The sequence below is a fragment of the Mycobacterium sp. IDUB_17 genome (assembly GCF_055419465.1).
This window is the reverse complement of the sequence record NZ_JBVAXS010000001.1, coordinates 740,898-765,258: the sequence shown is the minus strand read 5'-3', so window position 1 is coordinate 765,258 and position 24,361 is coordinate 740,898. Positions and strand designations below refer to the sequence as shown.

The following is a 24,361-nucleotide window of genomic DNA, read 5'->3' as shown; positions in this document are numbered from 1 at the left end:
TCATACGCTGGATTCATGGCGGCTCCGGCGGCGCGACTGAACACGTGGACGATGACCCGCGAGGCCATCACGGTCGGATTCAGCACCGACGGCGGCTTCCTGAGCCGGACCCAAGGCCGGGACATCACCCGATTCCGCTGCGCAGGAAGACGTTTCGTATCGATTACCCATCCCGAATACATCGACCACGTACTCCACCAGGCACGTCTCCGCTACGTCAAATCCAACGAGTACGAGCCGATTCGGGCCGCAGCGGGGATCAACCTGCTGACTGACGAAGGCGACTCCTGGGCGGGCCACCGAATGGTCCTGAATCCGACGTTCGCACGCCGTCACCTCAACACGATCGTCGACCTGATGATCGACCCGATCGAACGGGCGACGACCGAGCTCACCGAACAGGGCGACGGTGTGCAGTTCGACATGCACGCGGCGATGGTGGAAACAACCCTGCGGGTGGTCTCCAACGCACTGTTCAGCCAGGATTTCGGCCCGATCGTGCACAGCATGCGAGACCTCACGACGCGTGGACTCAGGCGTACCGAACTGCTGGCCAGACTCGGGCTCTTGGGCCTGCTCCCCCGTCCGGTCTACGACGCCATCGCTTCGAGCACGTTCTCCGGAATCCGGCTGCCACCACCGCTGCGCGAAGGCCAACGGATCGCCCTGGCTCTGGATGACGCGGTGAACACCGTGCTCGACGATCGAATCGCCCATCCCACAGAATCGGCCGACCTACTCAATGTGTTGTTCGGCGCCGACGACGGAACCTGGCCACGCGGACGCGTCCGGGACGAGGCACTGACGTTCATGCTCGCCGGGCACGAGACGACGGCGAACGCGATGGCCTGGTTCTGGTATCTGATGGCACGCCATCCCGAGGCCCGGGACCGGATGCTGACCGAGGTGGACGAGGTTGTCGGTGCAAGTCGTCCGACGGCCGCCGACCTGACCCGGCTGCCGTGGACCACCGCGTGCCTACAGGAGTCACAGCGGTACTACTCCGCGGTGTGGATCATCGCTCGCGAGGCCGTCGAGCCCGACGACATCGACGGCCACCACATCCGTCCGGGTACCACGGTGATCATCCCCATTCACCAGATCCACCACGACAGAAGGTGGTGGCCCGATCCGGAGTCCTTTGACCCCAGCCGTTTCCTCGGCGATGCGACCAAGAGCCGCCCACGCTCGGCCTATCTCCCCTTCGGCGGTGGACGCCGCATCTGCATCGGACAGAGTTTCGCTCTGATGGAGATGGCGCTGATCGCCGCGATCATGAGCCGACGGTTCGTATTCGATCTCAATCCTGGCCACTCGGTGGAGTTGGAGGCTACGTTGACGTTGCGACCCAAACACGGCGTCCACATGATCGGACGCAGCCGGGAGGTGGCTTGATGCCCGACTTTCACACCCTCATCGTCGGCGCCGGCTTTTCCGGCATCGGCGCCGCGATCGCCTTGGACAAGGCGGGGCTGGACGACTATCTGATCCTGGAGGCTGGGGACGGAGCCGGCGGCACCTGGTTTTGGAACACCTATCCCGGTGTGGCCGTGGATATCCCGTCGTTCTCCTATCAGTTCTCGTTCGAGCAGTCGCGAAAATGGTCCCGCACCTACGCCCCCGGCAGTGAGCTGCGCGCGTACGCCGACAACTGCGTCGACAAGTACGGACTGCGGTCCCGGATCCGGTTCGACACCACCGTCGCCCGCGCGGTCTTCGATGACGACGAGAACCTGTGGCGGCTCGATCTCGACTCGGGCGAGACACTGACGGCTCGGTTCCTGATCAATGCCAGCGGGGTGCTGACCATCCCGAAGCTGCCCGAGATCGACGGTGTGGACTCCTTCGCCGGGGTCACCGTGCACACCGCCCGCTGGGACCACACCCTGGATATGACGGGCAAGCGGGTGGCGATCATCGGCACCGGCGCGTCCGCGGTGCAGGTGATCCCCGAGATCGCCCCGAAGGTCAAGCAGCTCACCGTGTTTCAACGCACGCCCATCTGGTGCTTCCCGAAGTTCGACGTGCCGATCCCGCCGGTCGCCCGCAGGCTGATGCGGCTGCCCGGCGGCCGGACGCTGCACCGGCTGATCAGCCAGGCGTACGTGGAGTTCACGTTCCCGCTGGCCGCGCAGTACTTCACGATCAACCCGTTCGCCAAGCGGGCCGGCGCGGCCGGCCGCGCCTACCTACGCCAGCAGGTGCGCGATCCGGAGGTGCGCGACAAGCTCACACCGCGGTACGCGGTGGGATGTAAGCGACCCGGGTTCCACAACACCTATCTGGCCACATTCAACCGGGACAACGTCCGGCTGGTCACCGAACCGATCGACAAGGTCACCGGTTCGGGTGTCGCCACCACCGACGGTGAGAGCCACGACGTCGACGTGCTCATCCTGGCCACCGGCTTCAAGGTGATGGATGTCGATGCGCTGACCTTCGACATCGTGGGGTCGGGCGGACAGTCGCTGAGCGAGTTCTGGGAGCGGCACCGGATGCAGGCCTACGAAGGCGTCAGCGTTCCCGGTTTCGCGAACTTCTTCTCCGTGATGGGCCCATACGGCTACGTCGGGTCGTCGTACTTCGCGATGATCGAGGCCCAGACCCGCCATCTGGTGCGGTGCATCGAGCAGGCCGACCGCCGGACCGCCCGCCGCGTCGAGGTCCGCCAGGAGGCCAACGACCGGTACTTCGCCGAGATGATGCGCAAGCGTCACCGCCAGATCTTCTGGCAGGACAGCTGCAGCCTGGCCAACAGCTACTACTTCGACCGCAACGGGGATGTGCCGCTGCGGCCCGCCACCACATTCGAGGCGTACTGGCGCAGCCGGAGCTTCCCGCTGGACGACTACGCGTTCACCTCGTAGCCATTCAGGACTCGGCGCATGCCTTGATGGCGGTGAGGGTCTGCTCCATTCCGACTTCCAACAAGTCGGTGAACGCCTGCTGTCCGCCGAGGTGCGACTCGGTCAGTTCGAGCGAGAATTCCGATATCCCGTCGGGGGTTTCGCGCCGTTGCATGAGCACGGCGGCGTCGTCGTCAGCGGTGATCGAGAACGACCAGATCGTGTAATTCTCGGCGATTCTGAAGGCGATCTCGTTCTCGGGGGCATACCGCACCACCTCACCATGTGTGATCCACTCGAGCTCGCCGAGGCGGTTGAGGTTGGTGAACGTGGATCCGAGCCGGATGTCATCGTCGGGACCTCGCAACTTCACCGATACCACCTGCGGACTCCACTCCGGCATGCGACGCACATCACGGATGACGTCCCAGAGCGCGGAAGGTGTCGTATCGATGGTGATCCGGCGTTCCAGTAGCGCCTTGAAGGCGGTGGCCATTGCTTCTCCAATCTATACGACCGATCGGTCGTGAATGGGTTCGTGCCGACCGTACGCGACCAGGCCGTCCCACGTCCACGGTCTGACTACTGTGAACTGATGACAGCCTTGCCTGCAGCTGACGGGCGCCGGGTGCGCGGTGACGCCACCCGCCGACTGGTCGCGCGTACCGCAGCGGACGTTGCGACCACGCACGGTCTGGACGGGATCACCGTGGGTGGTCTGGCCGCGTCGACCGGGCTGAGCAAGAGTGGAATCCTCACGGTCTTCGGCAACCGCGAGGCGATTCAGCTGGCCGCGGTGGCTGAGGCGCGCCAGGTCTATATCGACGTCGTCATCCGTCCCGCACTGAGCTCTGCGCCGGGAGTCGCACGGCTCGACGCCCTTCTTGATTCGTGGCTGGCATACCTGCGCGCCGAGGTGTTCCCCGGGGGCTGTTTCGTATCGGCGACTTCGGTCGAGTTCGGGCATCGCACCGGAGCGGTGGCCGACGCGGTGCGGAACCTGAAGCGGGAGTGGCTGGATCTGCTGGAAAACGAGTTCTCCGTGGCGGGTTCACCTGATCCTGCGAAAGACGCCTTCCGGGTCGACGCCTACCTCTGTGCGGGCAACACACGCCGCGAGCTGTTCGGCACCGATACCGGGCTGGAGTGGGCACGTGGACTCGCGGGCGGCGTCGTACAGCGCTACCGACAGGCGTAGTAGATGTCGTACTGGCCGGTTCGCGGTGACCGGCGTCTTAGGATTTGGACATGGGTGCAGGATCCGACGATGAAACCGCCGCCAAGAAGAAATTGTCGAACAAGGTGTACGAAGCCGAGTTGTTCCGGCTGCAAACCGAATTCGTGAAACTGCAGGAGTGGGTCAGACACACCGGCGCCCGCGTCGTGGTGGTGTTCGAGGGTCGCGACGCCGCCGGCAAAGGCGGCACCATCAAGCGGATCACCGAGTATCTCAGCCCCCGCGTCGCCCGGGTGGCGGCACTGCCGGCGCCAACTGAACGCGAGCGGGGCGAGTGGTACTTCCAGCGATACATCGCGCACCTGCCCGCCAAGGGCGAGATCGTGCTGTTCGACCGGTCTTGGTACAACCGCGCGGGTGTCGAACAGGTGATGGGTTTTTGCACGCCGCAGGAGCATCAACTGTTCCTGCGCCAGACGCCGATTTTCGAGCAGATGCTGGTCGAGGACGGGATCCTGTTACGGAAGTACTGGTTCTCGGTATCTGACGATGAACAGTTGCGTCGGTTCCGGTCACGGCTGGACGACCCGGTCCGACAGTGGAAGCTCTCGCCGATGGATCTGGAATCGGTGTATCGCTGGGAGGACTACTCGCGGGCGAAGGACCAGATGATGGTTCACACCGATACCCCGCAAAGCCCTTGGTACATCGTCGAATCCGATGTCAAGAAGCACGCGCGGCTCAACATGATGGCGCATCTGCTGTCCACCATCGACCACCATGACGTAGAGCGGCCGCAGGTGACACTGCCGGAACGGCCCGTGCAGAGCGGTGATTACCGACGCCCGTCGCGCGACCTGGCCCGATATGTCGATGATCACGTGGCAACGCTGATCGGGGACCGAGAGTAGGGCCTACCGCACCAGGGCTCCAGCTCTTGCGGCGGAAGAGTGGCGTGCCCTCGAACGGGTTCCAGCTGGTGCTGCCACGGGTGACGTGGAGGAAGTAGGCCCAGTTCGCGGTGCTGGAGTAGAGCACGCCGTTGTCGGTCACCGCGTGTATAGCTAGCTGTCGAGTCAGATCCGTGTTTGCTTGCGCCCGTGTGGTTCCGGTCTCTAAACGCAGTCAAGCCGCCACAGTCAGTGGCGGCTTGACATAGGAGCTACTGCTCTGCGAAAGAGGCGGCTAGACCGAAGCCTTCAGTTCGTCGACCTTGTTCAGCTGCTCCCACGGCAGTTCGATGTCGGTACGCCCGAAGTGGCCGTACGCCGCCGTCTGGGCGTAGATCGGCCGCAGCAGGTCCAGGTCGCGGATGATCGCGCCGGGGCGCAGATCGAACACGCTGCTGATGGCCTTCTCGATGCGGGCCGGGTCGACGGTCTCGGTGCCGAAGGTCTCGACGAACAGACCGACCGGGGCGGCCTTACCGATCGCGTAGGCCACCTGCACCTCGACACGTTCCGCCAGCCCGGCGGCGACGATGTTCTTGGCCACCCAGCGCGTCGCGTACGCGGCCGAACGGTCCACCTTTGACGGATCCTTGCCGGAGAAGGCGCCGCCGCCGTGGCGGGCCCAGCCACCGTAGGTGTCGACGATGATCTTGCGGCCGGTCAGACCGGCGTCACCCATCGGCCCGCCGAGCACGAACTTGCCGGTCGGGTTGACCAGCAGGCGGTAGTCCGACGTATCGAGGGTCTCGTGGCCGAGGTCGGCCAGCACGGTGTTGACGACCTTCTCCCGGATGTCCGGGGTCAGCTGACCGTCGAGGTCGATCCCGTCGGCGTGCTGGGTGGACAGCACCACGGTGTCCAGGCGCACCGGTGTCGTACCGTCGTACTGGATCGTGACCTGGGTCTTGCCGTCCGGGCGCAGGTAATCGAGCACCCCGCCCTTGCGCACCTCGGTCAGCCGGCGCGCCAAGCGGTGGGCCAGCGCGATCGGCAGCGGCATCAGCTCCGGGGTGTCGCTGATCGCGTACCCGAACATCAAGCCCTGATCGCCGGCACCCTGGGCGTCCAGGGGATCCCCCGCGCCCTCGACACGCGCCTCGTGAGCGGTGTCCACACCCTGGGCGATATCGGGCGACTGGGCGCCGATGGCGATGTTCACACCGCACGAGGCACCGTCGAAACCCTTGGTCGACGAGTCGTAGCCGATCTCGAGGATGCGGTCACGCACGATCTTCGGAATGTCGGCGTAGGCGGAGGTGGTGACCTCGCCGGCGACATGCACCTGGCCGGTGGTCACGAGGGTTTCCACCGCGACCCGCGACTTGGGATCCTGCTCCAGCAGCGCGTCGAGCACCGAGTCGCTGATCGCATCACAGATCTTGTCGGGGTGTCCTTCGGTTACCGACTCACTGGTAAACAGGCGACCTTGGCTCACGGTCTGCTTCCTTCCTTGCCGATCTGAAAAGTTCTCAGTCTCAAAACTACTTAGTTAGGCGAATAATATCTATGCCCTGTTGCACCCAAGCGCGTGGGACGCAAATGCGCAACCCTTATCCGCATCTTGGTACGGACGTCGGATCACCCGTCGTGCGTGCCCAGAAACGCCGCGATCGAGTCCACGATACGGGTGGCCATCAGAGTCTTCGAACCGTGCTCGAGTGCGACCTCGGCACCATCGGCGCTCAGCAACCAACCGTCATTGTGGTCGACCTCGAACGCGCGGTTCTCCCCCACTGCGTTGACCACCAACAGGTCGCATCCCTTGCGCTGGAGTTTGGCCCTGGCATGGAACAGCACATCGCCGTTGGCGTCGCCGGTCTCGGCAGCGAAACCGACGATGGCCCGCATGTTCGGCAGCTGCCCATCGGTGCGGGCCCGCACCGCCCCGGCGAGCACGTCGTCGTTGCGGACGAGGTCGATGGAGCTGGGCTCGGACGCGCCGCCCTTCTTGATCTTGCTGGTGGCCACCTGCGCGGGCCGGAAGTCGGCGACGGCCGCGGCCATCACCAGGACGTTGGATTCCGGGGCGTACTTGGTCACCGCGTCACGCAATTGCGCGGCCGAGCCGATGTGCACCACGTCGACACCCGCCGGGTCGATCAGACCTGCGGTGTTACCCGCGACGAGCGTCACGTCGGCGCCGCGCTGGGCCAGGACCCGGGCCACGGCATATCCCTGCTTGCCGGAGCTGCGGTTGCCGATGAACCGCACCGGATCGAGCGGTTCGCGCGTACCGCCGGCCGTCACCAGGGCCTTGACCCCGTTCAGGTCGTAGGGCAGTGCGTCGGCCCGCTCCAGCAGGAGCTGCGCGAAAGTAACGATCTCTTCGGCCTCGGGTAGCCGCCCCGCGCCGCTGTCGGCCCCTGTGAGCCGGCCGGATGCGGGTTCCAGCACCACCGCGCCCCGACGGCGCAAAGTGGCCACGTTGTCGACGGTGGCCGGGTGGAACCACATCTCGGTGTGCATGGCCGGGGCGAACAGCACCGGACATCGCGCTGTCAGGAGCGTTGCGGTCAGCAGGTCGTCAGCCCGGCCGGCCACCGCGCGAGCCAGCAGATCGGCGGTGGCGGGTGCGACGACAACGAGATCGGCCTCCTGGCCGATACGGACGTGCGGAACCTCGTGCACGTCGGTGAACACACCGGTGTGCACGGGATTGCCCGACAGGGCCTCAAACGTGGCGGCTCCGACGAAGCGCAGAGCCGACTCGGTGGGCAGCACACGCACCGAATGACCGGCCTCGGTGAGTTGACGGACCAGGGTGCACGCCTTGTAGGCGGCAATGCCGCCGGCCACACCGACGACGACTCGCTTGCGCGCGCTCACGTGCCCGGCCCTGGCCTGGCTACTCGCCGCCCTCGGTGTGCTCGAGCAGGTCCTCGTGGATCTCCCGCATCGCGATGGAAAGCGGCTTCTCCTGCAGACCGGGCTCGACCAGCGGGCCGACGTACTCAAGGATGCCGTCACCCAGCTGGTTGTAGTAATCGTTGATCTGACGCGCGCGCTTGGCTGCGTAGATCACCAGCGCGTACTTGCTCGACGCGCGGGACAGCAACTCGTCGATGGGCGGGTTGGTGATGCCCAACGGTGTGTCATAGGCGCTGGCGGCGGACGAATCGATACCCAAGTCGTCCGCAGCGGCCAGCTGCGCGTCGGCGTGCGGGGTGCTCACGAAAAAGTCTCCTGGCGGTTAGCGAAAATGCGTTTAGTGGACAGCGTGCAGGTGGCTCGCGGACCCGATCGCGTCGGTCCCGGCACGATGAGTCATCGGCTGTCCACCAGCAAGGATACCAATTCAGCGCATGCGGTATCCAACTGGCGGTTTACGACTACCTGGTCAAAGTCGGATTTCGCGGCCATTTCGGCCCGCGCCGTCTCTAATCGCCTGGCCATCACCTCGGGCGTCTCGGTGCCCCGGCCGGACAATCGGCTGACCAGTTCGTCCCAGCTCGGCGGTGCCAGGAACACCGATATCACCTCGGGCATGGCCTGCTTGACGGCTCGCGCCCCGGCCAGATCTACCTCGATGAGCACCGGGCGCCCGGCCCGGGTGGCGTCGCGCACAGGCTGGGCCGGCGTTCCGGAGCGGTGCAATCCGCCATGGATGTCGGCCCATTCGAGCAGCTCACCGTCATCGATCAGCTGCTGGAATCGTTCCGCGGACACGAATGTGTAGTCGACACCGTCGACCTCTCCCGGCCGTGGTGCCCTGGTCGTGACCGAGACAGAGAAATACAGGTCGGGAAGCCGCTCCCGCAGACAGCGGACCACGGTGGACTTCCCGACGGCGGAGGGACCGGACAACACGACGACCGGAGCCGTCGCTGTGTGTTGTCCAGCCCCTCTACCAGCGGTCAATGCGGGGGCCTCTACTGGTCGAACTTCTCCAGGAGGGCCTTGCGCTGACGATCACCGAGGCCGCGCAGACGGCGGGTCGGGGCGATCTCCAGCTCGGTCATGATCTCCTGCGCCTTGACCTTGCCGACCTTGGGCAGGGCCTCCAGCAGCGCGGAAACCTTCATCTTGCCCAAGACCTCATCGGTCTCGGCGTCGGTGAGCACCTGCTTGAGGTTGGTGCCGCCGCGCTTGAGTCGATCTTTGAGCTCGGCTCGCGCTCGACGTGCGGCGGCAGCCTTCTCCAACGCTGCCGCGCGCTGTTCGTCGGTCAACTGGGGAAGGGCCACGGGTTCCTCCGTCTCCTGGCGATTCTTCTTCGGCCATCTCTTGTTTTTTACGGCTGGAGTGCAAACCAGCCAGCGACGACGAACCTACCCACGCTGGCTGACGAAAGCGAACGCCACCCCCTGGTTACGGCGCTAAAAGCCCAGCGTGTAGTGCGCGCACGCGACACCCCGTTTCCGTCCGAAAACGCCGTCTGGCATCGCCCCGGCCACCACATCGGGCCGGATATTCCTGCAAGTCAATGGTTTTCGAGCGATCGACAGCTAACTACTCAGGCGCCCGGTACCGGTTCCGACACCACCGGACCCGGTTACCGCCGGGTATTCGAGAAAATTTTCGCTGGTCACGGCGTGTCGGGCGTGTCGGAGCCGGTGACGCGCACGTCGGGTGGGTGCATTTCACAACGCCTAGCCCGCGCCTAATTGCCACAAAGCAATTACACAGCTTGGCTAAATAGCCTTCACAGGGTCGGGAATCCATGACCCCCGAAGGGAAGCTGGATATGAACATCAAGCGTCTGACCTGCGCTTCTGCCCTCGTCGTAGCGCTCGGAACCGCCACCTTGGCGGCGGGAGCCGGCGTGGCAGCGGCCCAACCCGGGCCGCCGTGCAGTTTCGGCAATTGCCAGGGGCCGGGCGGGCCGGGTGGATCAGGCGGTCCCGGTGGACCGGGTGGACCGGGAGGACCCGATCGTCCCGGCGGCCCAGATGGACCAGGCGGACCTGATCACCCAGGCGGCGGACCCGGCGGCCCGGGTGGACCGGGAGGCCCCGGTGGACCCGGCTGGCCGGGCGGAGCGGGCGGCCACGACCGACCGGGAGGTCCAGGCGGACCCGGCTGGCCCGGTGGGCCTGGCGGGCCGGGCGGACCCGGCTGGCCCGGTGGACCCGGCGGGCCGGGCCCATGGGACAACCCGCCCCCACCTCCGCCGGACATGGCCTGGCGCGGGATCGACCAGGGCCGCTTCGATCACCAGCCGTTCAACTACAACGGCCACTGGGTGTCACCGTTCTTCAACCCGCAGTTCAACAACTGGGGCTTCTGGTTGTTCGGGATCTGGATTCCACTGTGACCCGGTGCGCCGCACCGTATCTGGCAGCGCGCTGACCAAACCGGTTGTATCCGAGCAATTCTCGTCGGAGGGACCGGGCCGCCCAGTGCGGCAAACCGTGCAGTGTTGACGAAAAGGCGGACCGCCACCCACGCGGTCCGCTTTTTCCGTTCTGTTGATGCCTTGCGACCCCATACGATATGACCGTGATCCGGTCTGTCAGTGCGGTCCTCATCCTGTTGTTGATCGGGCTGACAGCGAACGTCGCGGCCCCGGCCTGGGCTTGTGGATGCGGCGCATACATCCCCGACCGTGAGGGCGCCAGCGTCGCCGACGAGCGCGCCCTGGTCGCGTGGGACGGTGTCACCGAGGACATCCTGATGTCGTTCAACGTGCGGGGCAGCTCATCGAAGGCGGCCTGGATCATGCCGGTGCCGTCGGAAGCCGAAGTCACGCTCGGCGAACCGGCGGTCTTCAGCGCATTGTCCGCACTGTCGGCACCACGTATCGAGTACCACGACTCCTGGTGGCCGAGGTTCGGTTGGCTGTCGACGTTGTTCTCCCAGCGCGCCGGCGGCCTTGTCAGCGCTGCCGCTCCCGACGGGGTGACGGTGCGCAGCCAGCAGCGACTCGGGCCGTTCAACGTCACCCGGCTGGCCTCTGACGATCCCCATGCTCTTGCCTCGTGGTTGTCCGAGAAAGGTTTTCCGCAGCCGCCCAGCCTGGCCGACAACCTCACGCCCTACGTCGCCGGAGGTTGGGAGATCGTCGCGATTCAGCTGTTTCCCGACGCCGCCGGCCAGTCCCTCACCGGCAATCTGCAGCCATTACGGTTGTCGTTCGCCTCCGACACCGTGATCTACCCGATGCGCCTGTCTCGCGCGGCGAAACTTCCGCTCGCCGTCGACCTGTACCTGTTGGCCGACCACCGGATGGATCCGACCGCCCTCCCGGTCTCCGGACACAACCCCGAGTTGCAGTTCGCCGGACGCATCTCGAGCCGGATGCGCGAGCTCGACCCGTATCTCGAAGCGGGCGACTACCTGACGCGCTGGACCGACACGATCGACTCCCCCGCGTCGATCGACGGCGACTACGGCTTCGCCGCTGCCGCGGCGGACGACGACTACCGGGCCGTGATCTACCGCGAACGGGATCGGGGCGACCTCACCGGCCTGGCCCTGCTGGTGGCTGCCGGCATCGGTGCCGTGGCCGTCGTCGTACGGGTGGTGAGGGTCGGCGGCCGCCGTCAGGCGAGATAGGCAACTTCGTCGCGCAGGCGCTCGGCCGCCGCACGCAGATCGGCCACCGCCGGGCCCGCCCGCAGCACCTCGCGCGACACCGTGGGCAGCACCAGCCGGGCCCCGCCGAATCCGCCCAGCGCATCGGCGCGCCCGCCCTGGGCTCCGACGCCGGGCACCAGCACCGGTCCACCGAGCGCGCTGAGATCGGGCAGTTCGGTCACCGTCGCCCCGACCACCACACCCACCGAGCCGATGGGCCGGCCGGCAGCCTGGTTCACCGCGGCCACATCGTCGACGACGGACTGCGCCACGGTGCGTGACCCGGCCATGGCGCGCTGCACGCTCGCCCCCTCCGGATTGGAGGTGGCGGCCAACACGAACACGCCCCGGCCATGGGCCGCGGCGGTGTCCAGCAGCGGCTGCAATGAACCGAAGCCCAGATACGGCGATGCGGTCACCGCGTCGGCCGCCAGCGGCGAGTCACCCGCCCAGGCCGCGGCATAGGCAGCCATGGTCGAGCCGATGTCCCCACGCTTGGCATCGGCCAGCACCAGCACCCCGGCCTCGCGCAGGGCAGCCATCGTGCGCTCCAGCACCGCGAAACCCGCCGAGCCGTAGGCCTCGAAGAACGCCACCTGCGGCTTGACCATCGCGAAGCCGGCGAATGCCGTCACGCAGATGTCGCTGAACGCGGCCAGACCGTCGGCGTCGGCGGACAGCCCCCACGCCTGCAGCAGCCCGGGGTGCGGGTCGATGCCGGGACACAACGGCCCCCGCTCGGACACCGCATCGGCGAGCCGTTGCCCGAAAGCCTCCATGGTCAGCGCGATTCCAGCTCGCTGTGCAGTTCCTGCAGTGACATCACGCCGATATCGCCGCGGATACCCGCCTCGATACCCTGCACCGCGGCCGAGGCGCCCTGCACCGTCGTCACGCAAGGAATGTTCATCGATACTGCGGCCGAACGGATCTCGTACCCGTCGACGCGCGGCCCGGAATTTCCGTACGGCGTGTTGATGACCATGTCGACCTCGCCGGCCTTGATGACGTCGACCGCGGACGGCAGATCGCGGCTTCCACTGGGTGGCTCAGAGTGCTTGCGCACCTCATCGCAGGGAATACCGTTGCGGCGCAGCATCTCTGCGGTGCCCTCGGTGGCCAGCACCCGGAATCCGAGATCGGCCAGGCGCTTCACCGGGAACACCAGCGAACGCTTGTCGCGGTTCGCCACCGAGACGAAGACGGTGCCCTCGGCCGGCAGCGACCCGTAGGCCGCCGTCTGGCTCTTGGCGAAGGCGGTGCCGAAGTCGTGGTCGATGCCCATCACCTCGCCGGTCGACTTCATCTCCGGTCCCAGCAACGAATCGACCTGAGCCCCGTCGGCACGGCGGAACCGGTGGAACGGCAGCACGGCTTCCTTGACCGCCACCGGAGCGTTGCGGGCAATGTTGGCCCCATCGCCGGTCTTGTTCAGCAGCCCTTCCGCACGCAACTCGGCGATGGTGGCACCCAGCATCACCCGGGCACAGGCTTTGGCCAGCGGCACCGCGGTGGCCTTGGACACGAACGGCACGGTACGGCTGGCGCGGGGGTTGGCCTCCAGCACGTAGAGCACGTCGTCCTTGAGCGCGTACTGGACGTTGAGCAGTCCGACCACGCCGATTCCATGGGCGATGGCCTCGGTGGCGCGGCGCACCGCGTCGATGTCGCTGCGGCCCAAGGTGACCGGGGGCAATGCGCAAGCCGAGTCACCGGAGTGGATACCGGCCTCCTCAATGTGCTCCATGATGCCGCCGATGTACACCTCGTTGCCGTCGCACAGCGCGTCGACGTCGATCTCGATCGCGTCCTCCAGGAACCGGTCGACCAGCACCGGGTGTTCCGGGGACAGCTGGGTGGCACGGGCGATGTAGCCCTCCAGGGTCGCCTCGTCGTAGACGATCTCCATGCCGCGCCCACCCAGGACGTAGGAGGGACGCACCAGCACCGGGTAACCGATCTCGGACGCGATCCGCCGGGCCTGCTCGAAGCTCGTGGCGGTGCCGAACCGCGGGGCCGGCAGGCCCGCGTTGACCAGAACCTCACCGAACAGGCCGCGGTCCTCGGCCAGGTCGATCGCTTCGGGTCCGGTGCCCACGATCGGGACTCCGGCGTCCTCCAGGCGCTTGGCCAGGCCGAGCGGGGTCTGTCCGCCGAGCTGCACGATCACACCGACGACACCGGGACCGGTCCCGTCCTCACCCTTACCCGAGGCGTCCTCGGCGTAGTAGACCTCCAGCACGTCCTCGAATGTGAGGGGCTCGAAGTACAGCCGGTCGGCGGTGTCGTAGTCGGTGGAGACCGTCTCGGGGTTGCAGTTGACCATCACGGTCTCGAACCCGACCGAACTCAACGTGGTCGCGGCATGCACGCAGCTGTAGTCGAATTCGATGCCCTGGCCGATCCGGTTCGGGCCGGAACCCAGGATCAGCACCTTGGGTTTCTCGGTCTGCGGGGCGACCTCGGTCTCCGCGGCGGGGTCGAGCTCGTAGCTGCTGTAGTGGTACGGCGTCTTGGCGTCGAACTCGGCAGCGCAGGTGTCGACGGTCTTGTACACCGGGTGGATACCGAGGCGGCGGCGCAGCGCGCGCACGCCCGACTCGCCGGCCAGCTCCGGCCGCAGCGCGGCGATCTGGCGATCCGAGAGCCCGCTGTGCTTGGCCCGCCGCAGCAGGTCCGCGTCGAGCACCGGCGCTTCCAGCAGCTCGACCCGCTGCGCGACCAGACCGGCGATCTGCTCGATGAACCACGGGTCGACACCGGAGGCCTCGGCCACCTGCTCGACACTGGCGCCCAGGCGCAACGCGTGCTCGATGTCGTAGAGCCGGCCGTCCACCGGGGTGCGCAGACCGGTCAGCAACTGCTCGACCGTGACATCGGGGTCCGGGCCGGTCCAGAACCCGGCCCGGCTGGTCTCCAGCGACCGCATCACCTTGCCGAGGGCCTCGATGAAGTTGCGGCCCAACGACATCGCCTCACCGACCGACTTCATCGTGGTGGTCAGCGTGGCGTCGGCGCCGGGGAACTTCTCGAATGCGAACCGCGGTGCCTTGACCACGACGTAGTCCAGCGTGGGTTCGAAGCAGGCCGGAGTTTCCTTGGTGATGTCGTTGATGATCTCGTCGAGCGTGTAGCCGATGGCCAGCTTCGCCGCGATCTTGGCGATCGGGAAGCCCGTGGCCTTCGATGCCAGCGCCGAGGACCGCGACACCCGCGGGTTCATCTCGATGACGATCAGGCGGCCATCGCTGGGGTCGATCGCGAACTGGATGTTGCAACCGCCCGTGTCGACGCCCACCTCGCGCAGGATCGCGATACCCAGGTCGCGCATCTTCTGGTATTCACGGTCGGTCAGTGTCATCGCCGGCGCGACGGTCACCGAATCACCGGTGTGCACGCCCATCGGGTCGAAGTTCTCGATCGAGCAGACCACCACGACGTTGTCGCGGCTGTCGCGCATCAGCTCGAGCTCGAATTCCTTCCACCCATAGATGGATTCCTCGATCAGCACGTTCGCCGAAGGCGAGGCGGCCAGGCCGTCACCGGCCATCCGCTCGACGTCCTCGGCCGAGTACGCCATGCCGGATCCCAGCCCACCCATGGTGAACGACGGGCGGACGACGACGGGCAGTCCAAGCTCGGCGACGGTGTCGCGGACCTCGTCCATGGTGAAACACACACGGCTGCGGGCGGATTCACCACCCACCTTGGCGACGATGTCCTTGAACTTCTGCCGGTCCTCGCCGCGTTGGATGGCCTCGAAGTCGGCGCCGATGAGTTCGACCCCGTACTTCTCGAGCACACCGTTCTCGTGCAGGGCCACCGCGGTGTTCAGCGCGGTCTGCCCGCCGAGGGTGGCCAGCACGGCGTCGATCTTGTTGCCGCGCTCGGCCTGCTGAACGATGACCTTCTCGACGAAGTCCCAGGTGATCGGTTCGACGTAGGTGTTGTCGGCGTACTCGGGGTCGGTCATGATCGTCGCCGGGTTCGAGTTGACCAGGCTGACCTGGATGCCCTCGGAGCGCAGCACCCGGCAGGCCTGGGTGCCCGAGTAGTCGAACTCGCAGGCTTGGCCGATGACGATCGGGCCGGACCCGATCACCAGCACGTGGTTGAGGTCAGAGCGACGTGGCATCTACTTCTCTCCTGCCATCAGGTCGACGAACTGGTCGAACAGGTACTCCGCGTCGTGTGGTCCGGCCGCGGCCTCCGGGTGGTACTGGACTGAGAACGCCCGGCCGTCGACCAGCCGGATCCCTTCCACCACACCGTCGTTGGCACAGGTGTGGCTGACCTCGGCTGCGCCGAAGGGGGTGTCGAAGGTCTCGCCCGCTTCGCCTTCGAGCGCGAAGCCGTGGTTCTGGGCGGTGATCGCTACCCGGCCGGTGATGTGGTCGATCACCGGGATGTTGATGCCGCGGTGGCCGAACACCATCTTGTAGGTGGACCTGCCCAGCGCACGGCCCAGGATCTGGTTGCCGAAGCAGATGCCGAACAACGGGATTCCGGCACTGAGTACCTCGCGGGTCACCGCGACGATGTGGTCGGCGGTGGCCGGGTCACCGGGGCCGTTGGACAGGAACACCCCGTCGGGTTTGAGGTCGGCGATCTGATCGAAGGTCACCGACGACGGCAGGACGTGGCTGCGGATCCCGCGCCGGGCGAAGTTGCGGGGGGTGTTGGTCTTGATGCCCAGGTCAACCGCGGCGACCGTAAACCGGTGACCGCCTTCGGGTTCCACGATGTAGGAGCTCTCGGTGCTGACCTGACCGGCCAGATCCGCGCCCAGCATCGAGGGCTGGTCGAGAACGCGGGCCACCAGCTCGTCGGTCCCCGCCAAGGCGGCGCCGGAGAACACCCCGGCCTTCATCGACCCGCGCGTGCGCAGGTGGCGCACCACCGCCCGGGTGTCGATCCCGGCGATGCCCACGATGCCCTGCCGGACCAACTCGTCGTCGAGGGTTCCGCTGGCCCGCCAGTTCGACGCGCGCGGCGAAGGGTCGCGCACGGCGTAACCGGCCACCCAGATCTTGTCGTCACGGCTTTCGCCGTCCTCGGTGTTCCAGCCCGTGTTGCCGATCTGCGGAGCGGTCGCGACCACGATCTGGCCGTGGTAGCTGGGATCGGTGAGCGTCTCCTGGTAGCCCGACATGCCGGTGGAGAACACCGCCTCGCCGAGGGTCTGCCCGACCGCCCCGAACGTCGTACCGGTGAAGACGCGCCCGTCCTCGAGTACCAGGACCGCCTTTTCGTTGCTCTTGTTGCTCGTCATGCCTCTTCCTCCAGCCAGCGGTCGTACTCTGCGCGATTGTCGGCGCGGAACCCGGTGTCGATCTCGGTGCCCGAGGGCAGCCGCCACCTGATGGCCAGGATTCCGTCGTAAGTCAGTGCCTTGCCTGCGATTCCGCGTTCAGTCCTGATCGCGGTGACCGACTCGGCAGGGATCCAGATCGGCCCGGCACCGCTGCGCTGCATCATGATTCCCTCGGGATAGCGGGTCAGCACCGCCTTGGTGCGAAAGCCCAGATCCCCCGCGGCGACCTTGTCGTTCCAGTGCGGTACCAGCGTGCTGCCGACGTACATCCCTTTGGTGGCCGCGATCGTCGCCGCACCGACGGTGTCGGGCAGCGTCGGCAGCGTGCCGATCAGCTCGGCCTGGCGCTGCGCACGATGCAACCAGCCGCGCATCATCTGCCGGATCAGGAACGCGATCAGCACGGCCAGCACGGCGGCCAGCACCAGCGACGCGATCAGCGTGGGAGTGTTCAACGCGGACACTTCCCGTCCAGGGCAGTGATCTTGCCGCGCAGCAGCGTGGCGGTCACGGTCGCCGGCAGCGTCATCGATTCGAAAGGCGTGTTGTCCGAGCGGCTGGCCAGCTCGTCGCCTTCCACCGTCCAGGTCGCGTCGGGATCGATCACGGTGAGGTTGGCGGGCTCCCCCACCTCCAGCGGCCGGCCCTGATCGGGCAGACCGACGATCGCAGCGGGCGCCTCGCTCATCACCTTGGCGACGCCGCGCCAGGTCAGCAGGCCGGGACGCACCATGGTTTCGGCCACCACGGACAGCGCGGTCTGCAGGCCGAGCATGCCCGGGCGGGCTACCGAGAACTCGCAGCACTTCTCGTGCTCGGCGTGCGGGGCATGGTCGGTGGCCACACAGTCGATGACGCCGTCAGCCAGGGCCTGACGCAACGCCACGGCGTCACTGGATTCCCGCAGCGGCGGGTTGACGCGGTTGCGTCCGTCATAGCTGGCCAACCGGCCGTCATCGAGCAGCAGATGATGCGGGGTGACCTCTGCGGTGATGGAAATACCTTGTGCCTTGGCCCATTTCAGCAACTCCACGGTGCCGGCGGTGGACGCATGGCAGATGTGCACCCGGGCGCCGGCGTCACGGGCCAGGATCGCGTCCCGGGCCACGATCGACTCTTCGGCCGCGCGTGGCCAACCCGCCAAACCCAGCCGGGCCGCGTTCGGCCCCTCATGGGCGACGGCGCCGACGGTCAGCCGCGGCTCTTCAGCGTGCTGGGCGATGAGCACGCCGAGGCCGGTGGCGTACTCCAGCGCCCGCCGCATCACCAGCGGATCGTCGACGCACAAACCGTCGTCGGAGAACATCCGCACCTGGCCGACACCATCGGCCATCAGGCCCATCTCGGTGAGCTGCTTGCCTTTGAGGCCGACCGTGACCGCACCGACCGGGTGCACATCGACCAGGCCCACCTGCTGGCCGCGGTTCCACACGTGGTCGGTGACCACCGCGGAATCGGCGACCGGATCGGTGTTGGCCATCGCGAACACCGCGGTGTAGCCACCCAGAGCCGCTGCGGCGGAACCTGTTTCGATGTCCTCGGCGTATTCGCGGCCGGGCTCGCGCAGATGGGTGTGCAGATCGACGAAGCCCGGCAGCAGCACCTGGCCGGCAGCTTCGATCACCTCGGCATCCCCGGGAGCCTTGAGGGCCGAACCGATCTCGGCGATCTGCCCATCGGCGATCAACACGTCGAGCGCGTCACCCTCACCGTAGAGACGGACCCCGCGGATGAGGACCGGCGGATTCGAGCCTGCGATGTGTTTCGTCATACGCTGATCGCCTCCCGATCCGCGCCCACCAGCAGATGGAACAGCACCGCCATCCGCACGTGGACACCATTTGAAACCTGTTGCAGAACAGCCGATTGCGAGGAATCGGCGACCGGGAACGCGATCTCCATGCCGCGCAGCATCGGTCCCGGGTGCAGCACCACGGCGTTGCCGGGCAGCATGGCCTGACGCTTCTCCGACAGCCCGTAGCGCACCGAATACTCACGTGCGGACGGGAAGAACGCACCGTTCATCCGCTCGGCCTGGACCCGCAGCATCAACACCGCGTCGGCGGCGGGCAGTTCGGCATCGAGGTCGTGCGACACCGTGACCGGCCACCCGGACACCCCGACCGGCAGCAGCGTCGGCGGCGCGACCAGCACCACCTCGGCACCCAGGGTTGCCAGCAGCGACACGTTCGACCGGGCCACCCTGCTGTGCAGCACGTCGCCGACGATCACCACACGCTTGCCCTCGATGGAGCCCAGGCGTTGGCGGATGGTCAAGGCGTCGAGCAACGCCTGGGTCGGATGCTCGTGCGTACCGTCGCCGGCGTTGATCACGCTGGGTCCGCCGCCGCCCTCCTCGGCGGTCCATTCGGCGAGCTGCTGAGCGGCACCCGAGGCCGGGTGGCGGATGATCAGGGCATCGGCCCCGGCCGCACGCAGGGTCAGCGCGGTGTCGCGCAGCGACTCCCCTTTGGCCACAGAGGATCCCGAGGAGCTGACGTTGATCACGTCGGCGCTCATCCACTTGCCCGCGACCTCGAACGACACCCGGGTCCGGGTGGAGTTCTCGTAGAACATCGTGATGACGGTCCGGCCGCGCAATGTCGGCAGCTTCTTGACCTCACGGCCCAGCAGCGCCTCACGGAAGCGGTCGGCGTCATCGAGGATCGCCGTCGCGTCATCCCGGGTGAGGTCCTGCGCCGATAGGAGATGACGTGTCGTCATTTCGAAATCACCACCCCATCACGGTCATCATCCTCGGACAGCAGCACATGGACACTCTCGGTGCGGGACGTCGGCACGTTCTTGCCGACGTAATCGGCGCGGATCGGCAGCTCCCGGTGGCCGCGGTCGACCAGTACCGCGAGCTGCACCACCCGCGGACGGCCGATGTCGCGCAAGGCATCCAGCGCCGAGCGCACCGACCGCCCTGAGTACAGGACGTCGTCGACGAGGATCACCACGGCGTCATCGATGCCGCCGGGCGGGATGGACGTTGCCGCCAATGGCCGCGGCGGCTTGAAGTTGAGGTCGTCGCGGTAGAGCGTGATGTCCAAGGCACCGACCGGCAACGCCACATCGGCGAACTCATTGATCTTGGCGGCCAGGCGCGTGGCCAGCGTCACGCCCCGCGTGGGGATGCCGAGGAGAACGACCCGCTCACGTTCGGCGGGATCGTCAAGAGCGGTCTTTTCGATGATCTGATGGGCGATCCGGGAAATGGTGCGGCCGACGTCCGCCGCAGACAACAATTCCCGGTCGGCACTTGAAGAGCCCATAAGGTGACCCTGACCTCCTTCTCCGCCTCTCGGGACGGATCGTTAAAGGACGTCGAACTGCGGGGTAGCTTAGCAGGCCGCAAACACCCGGCCCGCCACGGTCACCTCGCAGAGTCACTCGGTACGGCGTCCAGTTCGGTTCCCTTTGTCTCGGGCAGCAGCACGGTCGAGACGATGCTGACGACGACGAAAGCCGCCATCATCGCCCCGACAGCCCAGCTACCCAGCGTGGCCACCAGCACTCCGGCGACCAACGGTGGAATTGCCCCGCCGACGATGCCGGCCAGGTTGAACGAGAGACCCGCGCCGGTGTAGCGGTAACGCGTGGCGAAGATCTCAGGCAGGAACGACCCGATCGGCCCGTAGGACAGGCCGAAGATGCAGAAGATGCCGGCGATCGCCACCGCGAAGCCCACCGGTGAACCGGAGTCGATCAGCGGCATCACCACGAACGCCCATGGCAGGGCCAGCCCGAAGCCGGCGAGAATGACGCGCCGGCGGCCGTACCGGTCGCACAGCACCGCCGAAATCGCCGAGAAGATCATCAGCGCGACGCCGGCGAGCACGCCGACGCCGAGGATGAGGCTGCGCGGGTGCCCGATGCGGGTGCTGGCGTAGCTCATCAGGTAGGTGCCGCCCAGGAAGCTCATGGTGAAGATGCCGACCATGCAGCCCGCCGCGAGCGCCACCTGTCGGCTCTGAGTCCGGAACAGTTCGCTCAGCGGCGCCTTGGGCACACCGCCGGTCACCTGCTCGCGGGCGAAGACCGGCGTCTCGTCGATGCTCAGCCGCACGTACAGCGCCACGATCAGCAATACTGCGCTGAACAGGAACGGCAGCCGCCAGCCCCAGTCCAGGAACACCGCGCTCTTCTCGCCGACGGTCAGGCTGACGATGAAGACCACCAGGTTGCTCACCGCGAGCCCGGCGCCCGCACCGAGTTGGGTGAACATCCCGTACATGCCGCGCTTTCCGACCGGCGCGTACTCGGCGCTCAGCAGCGCCGACCCGGCCCATTCTCCGCCGACGGCGAAGCCCTGCATCAGTCGCAGCACCAGCAGGATGATCGGCGCGGCGACGCCGATCGTCGCCGCGCTGGGCACCAACCCGACGCAGATGGTCGACAGACCCATGATCAACAGCGTCGCGATCAGAGTCTTCTTGCGGCCCAGTCGATCTCCGAAATGGCCGAACACCGCGGCACCGATCGGGCGGGACAGGAACGCGACCGCGAACGTGCCGAGTGAGGAGATGGTCGCCATCGTGGGACCCATGTTCGGGAAGAACACGTGAGGAAAGATCAGCGCCGCGGCGGTGCCGTAGATGTAGAAGTCGTAGAACTCGATCGCGGTGCCGACAAAGCTGGCGAATGCCACCCGCTTCATGGGGTGGGGCTCGGGTGTGGAGCCCGAGCTCGGGTCGCCGTCGATCTGGTCCTGCTGGGTCATCAGCCTCTTCTCACGCCATATCCGCCAGGGAAGTATCGCCCAAGCCGCGGCGATTCTTGTGGGGAATGCCCGGCAGGGCCCGGAGACTGGACTGCCGAGCCTTCCAGGGGGCCGCTAACGTGGCCCGGGTGAACCTCGACGGCAACCAATCGTCCATCCGTGAGGCCATCGACGCCGGACTGCTGGCCGGCGCGGTAACGCTGGTGTGGCAGGCAGGCAAGGTCCTGCAGGTCAACGCCCTGGGGCACCGCGACGTCGACGCAGGGCTGCCGATGCAGCGCGACACCGTCTTCCGGATCGCCTCGATGACAAAGCCTGTGACGGTGGCCGCGGCGATGGCGTTGGCTGAGGAGGGCAAGCTGGCCCTGAACGAGCCGGTGACCAAATGGCTGCCCGAACTGGCGGACATGCGTGTGCTGCGTGATCCGCGCGGTCCGCTCGACCGCACCGAGCCCGCGCGCCGGCCCATCACCTTCGATGATCTGATGACCCACCGCAGCGGCCTGGCCTATGTGTTCTCGGTGCTGGGTCCGCTGGCGTCGGCATACGGCAAGTTGTCGCTGCGCCAGGACCAGGACCGCTGGCTGGCCGAGGTGGCCAAGCTGCCACTGGCGCATCAGCCCGGTGACCGGCTCACCTACAGTCACTCCACCGATGTGCTGGGAATCGCGCTGTCCCGGATCGAGGGCAAGCCGTTGGCCCAGGTGCTGTCCGAGCGCATTTTCGCCCCGCTCGGCATGGTCGACACTGGCTTCTCTGTCGACGCGGCCGGCCGGCGGCGGGCGGCGACGATGTACCAACTGACCGCCGACAACACCCTGACCCACGATGTGATGGGTCCGGCACCGATCACCGATCCCCCGTTCTGCACGGGCGGGGCGGGGTTGTTCTCCACCGCCGACGACTATTTGAAGTTCGCCCGGATGTTGTTGGGCGGCGGCACGGCCGACGGCGTACGCGTGCTGTCCGAGGAGTCGGTACGGGTGATGCGTACCGACCGGTTGACCGCCGAACAGAAGCAGTTCCAGTTCCTCGGGGCGCCGTTCTGGGTCGGCCGGGGCTTCGGCCTGAACCTCTCGGTGGTGACCGACACGGCGAAGTCGCGCCAATTGTTCGGGCCGGGCGGACCGGGCACATTCAGCTGGCCCGGCGCCTATGGAACCTGGTGGCAGGCCGACCCTTCGGCGGATCTGATCCTGATCTATCTGGTTCAGAACCATCCGAATCTGTCGGTGGACGCCGCCGCTGTCAGCGGCAACACCTCAACGGCCAAACTGCAGACCGCACAACCCCGATTCGTCCGCCGCACGTATCAGGCGCTCGATCTCTGAGCGACTGATCGGCTCACCGTCACAGCGGCGCATACGCTGTGGCGCATGGAGCAGCCCACCATTCTTGTCAGCGGCGCCGGAATCGCCGGACCTGCATTGGCCCACTGGCTGAGCGATTTCGGATACCGGGTGATCGTGGTGGAATCCGCGCCAGGGATCCGGCCAGGCGGACAGACTGTCGACCTGCGTGGTGCCGGTCGCGACGTGGTGACCCGGATGGGTCTGATGGCCGAACTGCAGCGCCGGTTGATCGACCAGCAAGGGATAGCCTGGGTACGCGCCGACGGCAGCCGCCGCGCGGAGATGCCGGTGACGGCGTTTCACGGCAACGGCGTGGTGTCGAAGCTGGAGATCCTGCGCGGTGATCTGGTGGACACACTGTACGAGTCCACCAGGGCGCGCGCCGAATACCGATTCGGCACCCGCATCACCGTGCTGCATCAAAGCCCCGGCGGTATGGAGGCGGTATTGAGCGACGGCACCACGGTGACTGCGGATCTGGTGGTCGGGGCCGACGGGCCACACTCCTCGGTTCGCCGGTTGGCGTTCGGTCCCGAGGAGCAATTCGTCAAACTGCTCGGCGGCTATAACGCCTGGTTCACCGGCCCGGACACCGCCGGACTGGACGGCTGGTATCTCATGTATCAGAAGCCCGGGCTCAACGCGTCGATGCGCCCAGCACACGACTCGGCGCTCTGCAAAGCCGGATTGGCGTTCCGATCTGAGCCGCTGTCGTTCGACCGCCGCGACCCTGATGAGCAACGGGCGTTGCTGGCAAGGTATTTCGCTGACGCCGGCTGGCACTGCGAGGCGTTGCTGGCGGCGGCAGAACATGCAGACGACTTCTATTTCGATGCCTTCCTGCAGGTGCACATGCCGACGATCTCGAACGGTCGGGTGACGCTCGTCGGCGACGCCGGCTACTGCGCCTCACCGCTGTCGGGTATGGGCACCAGCCTGGCGCTGGTCGGCGCTTACGTCCTGGCCTGCGAACTCGGCCCGGCTGAATCCCTTGATGCCAAACGGATCCCAGGCGCGCTGATGCGCTATGAGGCGGTGATGAGGCCTTACATCGACCGGTGCCAGACCCTGGCGCAGGGTATCGACGGCTACCTCCCCAGGTCGTCCAGCGACGTAGCGGTAATGGCTCAGATGATGAAATGGATGCAGCGCTGGCCTTTTCGTCGGTATGCCGAGCGAAAATGGTTCACCACCGCCGACTCGATCAACCTGCCGGACTACCCGTTGCCGGTGGGCTGAGGTCCCGCCAAGCACCTCGGCGAGCAGACGCTGCCGCCAGCTTCGCCTCGGCGATCCGGTAGAGGCCGTCGAGTGCGGACTCCTCGATACTGAGGTATTCACAGACGACCTCGCGGGCAACCCCGGCGTCGCGCAACCGCAATGCCAGCGAGTACGGCAATGGCAGTTGGCGTAGCGCCTGCTCGCGTTTCTCGCCCTCGTCGGCCATGCGATCCAGGATGCGATGGATCAGCCGAGCCGA

23 protein-coding genes are annotated in these 24,361 nt (G+C 66.7%); 8 read left to right on the top strand and 15 right to left on the bottom strand.

Going from position 1 to position 24,361, the window contains the following annotated elements:
* Window positions 1-15: 15 nt before the first annotated feature.
* Together ACZYZ7_RS03775 and ACZYZ7_RS03770 are read left to right on the top strand one after the other, a co-directional pair.
* A complete protein-coding gene (locus tag ACZYZ7_RS03775) occupies window positions 16-1,395 on the top strand; it encodes a cytochrome P450 (RefSeq protein WP_463740231.1) in 1,380 nt (459 codons plus the stop codon).
* Entirely contained in the window at window positions 1,395-2,867 is a 1,473-nt protein-coding gene (locus tag ACZYZ7_RS03770) for a flavin-containing monooxygenase (protein ID WP_463740230.1), read from the top strand. Before ACZYZ7_RS03775 ends, ACZYZ7_RS03770 begins: the two co-directional genes overlap by 1 nt.
* Before the next feature lie 4 nt (window positions 2,868-2,871).
* On the opposite strand, the gene ACZYZ7_RS03765 is transcribed toward ACZYZ7_RS03770, so the two are convergent.
* Complete coding sequence (locus ACZYZ7_RS03765; protein ID WP_463740229.1) at window positions 2,872-3,342, bottom strand: SRPBCC family protein; 471 nt, start codon at window positions 3,340-3,342, stop codon at window positions 2,872-2,874.
* Between the two features lie 99 nt (window positions 3,343-3,441).
* Here ACZYZ7_RS03765 and ACZYZ7_RS03760 point away from each other — a divergent pair, with 99 nt between their 5' ends.
* Together ACZYZ7_RS03760 and ppk2 are read left to right on the top strand one after the other, a co-directional pair.
* Window positions 3,442-4,044 (top strand): TetR/AcrR family transcriptional regulator, encoded by a 603-nt coding sequence (locus ACZYZ7_RS03760; protein WP_463740228.1) that lies wholly within the window; start codon window positions 3,442-3,444, stop codon window positions 4,042-4,044.
* Window positions 4,045-4,094: 50 nt separating this feature from the next.
* Entirely contained in the window at window positions 4,095-4,934 is an 840-nt protein-coding gene (ppk2, locus tag ACZYZ7_RS03755) for a polyphosphate kinase 2 (RefSeq protein WP_135454163.1), read from the top strand.
* Between the two features lie 274 nt (window positions 4,935-5,208).
* Here ppk2 and metK read toward each other — a convergent pair whose 3' ends face one another.
* The 5 genes from metK to mihF all read right to left on the bottom strand — a co-directional run bounded on the left by metK (window position 5,209) and on the right by mihF (window position 9,157).
* The gene (metK, locus tag ACZYZ7_RS03750; RefSeq protein ID WP_450069105.1) at window positions 5,209-6,408 is read right to left on the bottom strand and encodes a methionine adenosyltransferase; all 1,200 of its coding nucleotides are present in this window, start codon (window positions 6,406-6,408) and stop codon (window positions 5,209-5,211) included.
* Window positions 6,409-6,551: 143 nt separating this feature from the next.
* A complete protein-coding gene (gene coaBC, locus ACZYZ7_RS03745; RefSeq protein WP_463740227.1) occupies window positions 6,552-7,799 on the bottom strand; it encodes a bifunctional phosphopantothenoylcysteine decarboxylase/phosphopantothenate--cysteine ligase CoaBC in 1,248 nt (415 codons plus the stop codon).
* Window positions 7,800-7,818: 19 nt separating this feature from the next.
* Window positions 7,819-8,145 carry a DNA-directed RNA polymerase subunit omega gene (gene rpoZ, locus ACZYZ7_RS03740; protein WP_135454156.1) on the bottom strand — a complete coding sequence of 109 codons (327 nt, stop codon included), beginning with the start codon at window positions 8,143-8,145 and terminating at the stop codon, window positions 7,819-7,821.
* A gap of 92 nt (window positions 8,146-8,237) precedes the next feature.
* Window positions 8,238-8,831: a guanylate kinase gene (gene gmk / locus ACZYZ7_RS03735; protein ID WP_463740226.1), complete on the bottom strand. Its 594-nt coding sequence runs from the start codon at window positions 8,829-8,831 to the stop codon at window positions 8,238-8,240.
* An 11-nt stretch (window positions 8,832-8,842) separates the two neighbouring features.
* Window positions 8,843-9,157, bottom strand: a complete 315-nt coding sequence (mihF, locus tag ACZYZ7_RS03730; RefSeq protein WP_003880790.1) for an integration host factor, actinobacterial type — start codon at window positions 9,155-9,157, stop codon at window positions 8,843-8,845.
* A gap of 500 nt (window positions 9,158-9,657) precedes the next feature.
* On the opposite strand from mihF, the gene ACZYZ7_RS03725 reads away from it, so the two are divergent.
* Both ACZYZ7_RS03725 and ACZYZ7_RS03720 read left to right on the top strand, forming a co-directional pair.
* Complete coding sequence (locus ACZYZ7_RS03725) at window positions 9,658-10,227, top strand: hypothetical protein (RefSeq protein ID WP_463740541.1); 570 nt, start codon at window positions 9,658-9,660, stop codon at window positions 10,225-10,227.
* 179 nt (window positions 10,228-10,406) lie between these two features.
* Window positions 10,407-11,468 (top strand): DUF2330 domain-containing protein, encoded by a 1,062-nt coding sequence (locus ACZYZ7_RS03720; protein WP_463740225.1) that lies wholly within the window; start codon window positions 10,407-10,409, stop codon window positions 11,466-11,468.
* Here the strand turns inward: ACZYZ7_RS03720 and pyrF are convergent.
* From pyrF to ACZYZ7_RS03680, 8 genes are all read right to left on the bottom strand, one after another.
* On the bottom strand, window positions 11,456-12,268 hold the full coding sequence (pyrF, locus tag ACZYZ7_RS03715) for an orotidine-5'-phosphate decarboxylase (protein ID WP_450069101.1): 813 nt from the start codon (window positions 12,266-12,268) through the stop codon (window positions 11,456-11,458). The two genes, ACZYZ7_RS03720 and pyrF, sit on opposite strands and share 13 nt — an antisense overlap.
* A 2-nt stretch (window positions 12,269-12,270) precedes the next feature.
* Window positions 12,271-15,624 carry a carbamoyl-phosphate synthase large subunit gene (gene carB, locus ACZYZ7_RS03710; RefSeq protein WP_463740224.1) on the bottom strand — a complete coding sequence of 1,118 codons (3,354 nt, stop codon included), beginning with the start codon at window positions 15,622-15,624 and terminating at the stop codon, window positions 12,271-12,273.
* Window positions 15,625-16,761, bottom strand: a complete 1,137-nt coding sequence (gene carA / locus ACZYZ7_RS03705) for a glutamine-hydrolyzing carbamoyl-phosphate synthase small subunit (RefSeq protein WP_463740223.1) — start codon at window positions 16,759-16,761, stop codon at window positions 15,625-15,627.
* On the bottom strand, window positions 16,758-17,258 hold the full coding sequence (locus tag ACZYZ7_RS03700) for a PH-like domain-containing protein (RefSeq protein ID WP_135454144.1): 501 nt from the start codon (window positions 17,256-17,258) through the stop codon (window positions 16,758-16,760). Before ACZYZ7_RS03700 ends, carA begins: the two co-directional genes overlap by 4 nt.
* The gene (locus ACZYZ7_RS03695; protein ID WP_463740222.1) at window positions 17,255-18,574 is read right to left on the bottom strand and encodes a dihydroorotase; all 1,320 of its coding nucleotides are present in this window, start codon (window positions 18,572-18,574) and stop codon (window positions 17,255-17,257) included. Before ACZYZ7_RS03695 ends, ACZYZ7_RS03700 begins: the two co-directional genes overlap by 4 nt.
* A complete protein-coding gene (locus ACZYZ7_RS03690; protein WP_135454140.1) occupies window positions 18,571-19,527 on the bottom strand; it encodes an aspartate carbamoyltransferase catalytic subunit in 957 nt (318 codons plus the stop codon). Before ACZYZ7_RS03690 ends, ACZYZ7_RS03695 begins: the two co-directional genes overlap by 4 nt.
* Window positions 19,524-20,081 (bottom strand): bifunctional pyr operon transcriptional regulator/uracil phosphoribosyltransferase PyrR, encoded by a 558-nt coding sequence (gene pyrR, locus ACZYZ7_RS03685; RefSeq protein ID WP_029107510.1) that lies wholly within the window; start codon window positions 20,079-20,081, stop codon window positions 19,524-19,526. Before pyrR ends, ACZYZ7_RS03690 begins: the two co-directional genes overlap by 4 nt.
* A gap of 101 nt (window positions 20,082-20,182) precedes the next feature.
* A complete protein-coding gene (locus ACZYZ7_RS03680; protein WP_450069265.1) occupies window positions 20,183-21,466 on the bottom strand; it encodes an MFS transporter in 1,284 nt (427 codons plus the stop codon).
* Between the two features lie 191 nt (window positions 21,467-21,657).
* Here ACZYZ7_RS03680 and ACZYZ7_RS03675 point away from each other — a divergent pair, with 191 nt between their 5' ends.
* Both ACZYZ7_RS03675 and ACZYZ7_RS03670 read left to right on the top strand, forming a co-directional pair.
* Complete coding sequence (locus tag ACZYZ7_RS03675; RefSeq protein WP_135454135.1) at window positions 21,658-22,860, top strand: serine hydrolase domain-containing protein; 1,203 nt, start codon at window positions 21,658-21,660, stop codon at window positions 22,858-22,860.
* Between the two features lie 45 nt (window positions 22,861-22,905).
* Window positions 22,906-24,120 (top strand): FAD-dependent monooxygenase, encoded by a 1,215-nt coding sequence (locus ACZYZ7_RS03670; protein ID WP_463740221.1) that lies wholly within the window; start codon window positions 22,906-22,908, stop codon window positions 24,118-24,120.
* On the opposite strand, the gene ACZYZ7_RS03665 is transcribed toward ACZYZ7_RS03670, so the two are convergent.
* Window positions 24,086-24,328 (bottom strand): hypothetical protein, encoded by a 243-nt coding sequence (locus tag ACZYZ7_RS03665; protein ID WP_286174906.1) that lies wholly within the window; start codon window positions 24,326-24,328, stop codon window positions 24,086-24,088. The two genes, ACZYZ7_RS03670 and ACZYZ7_RS03665, sit on opposite strands and share 35 nt — an antisense overlap.
* Window positions 24,329-24,361 lie beyond the last annotated feature (33 nt).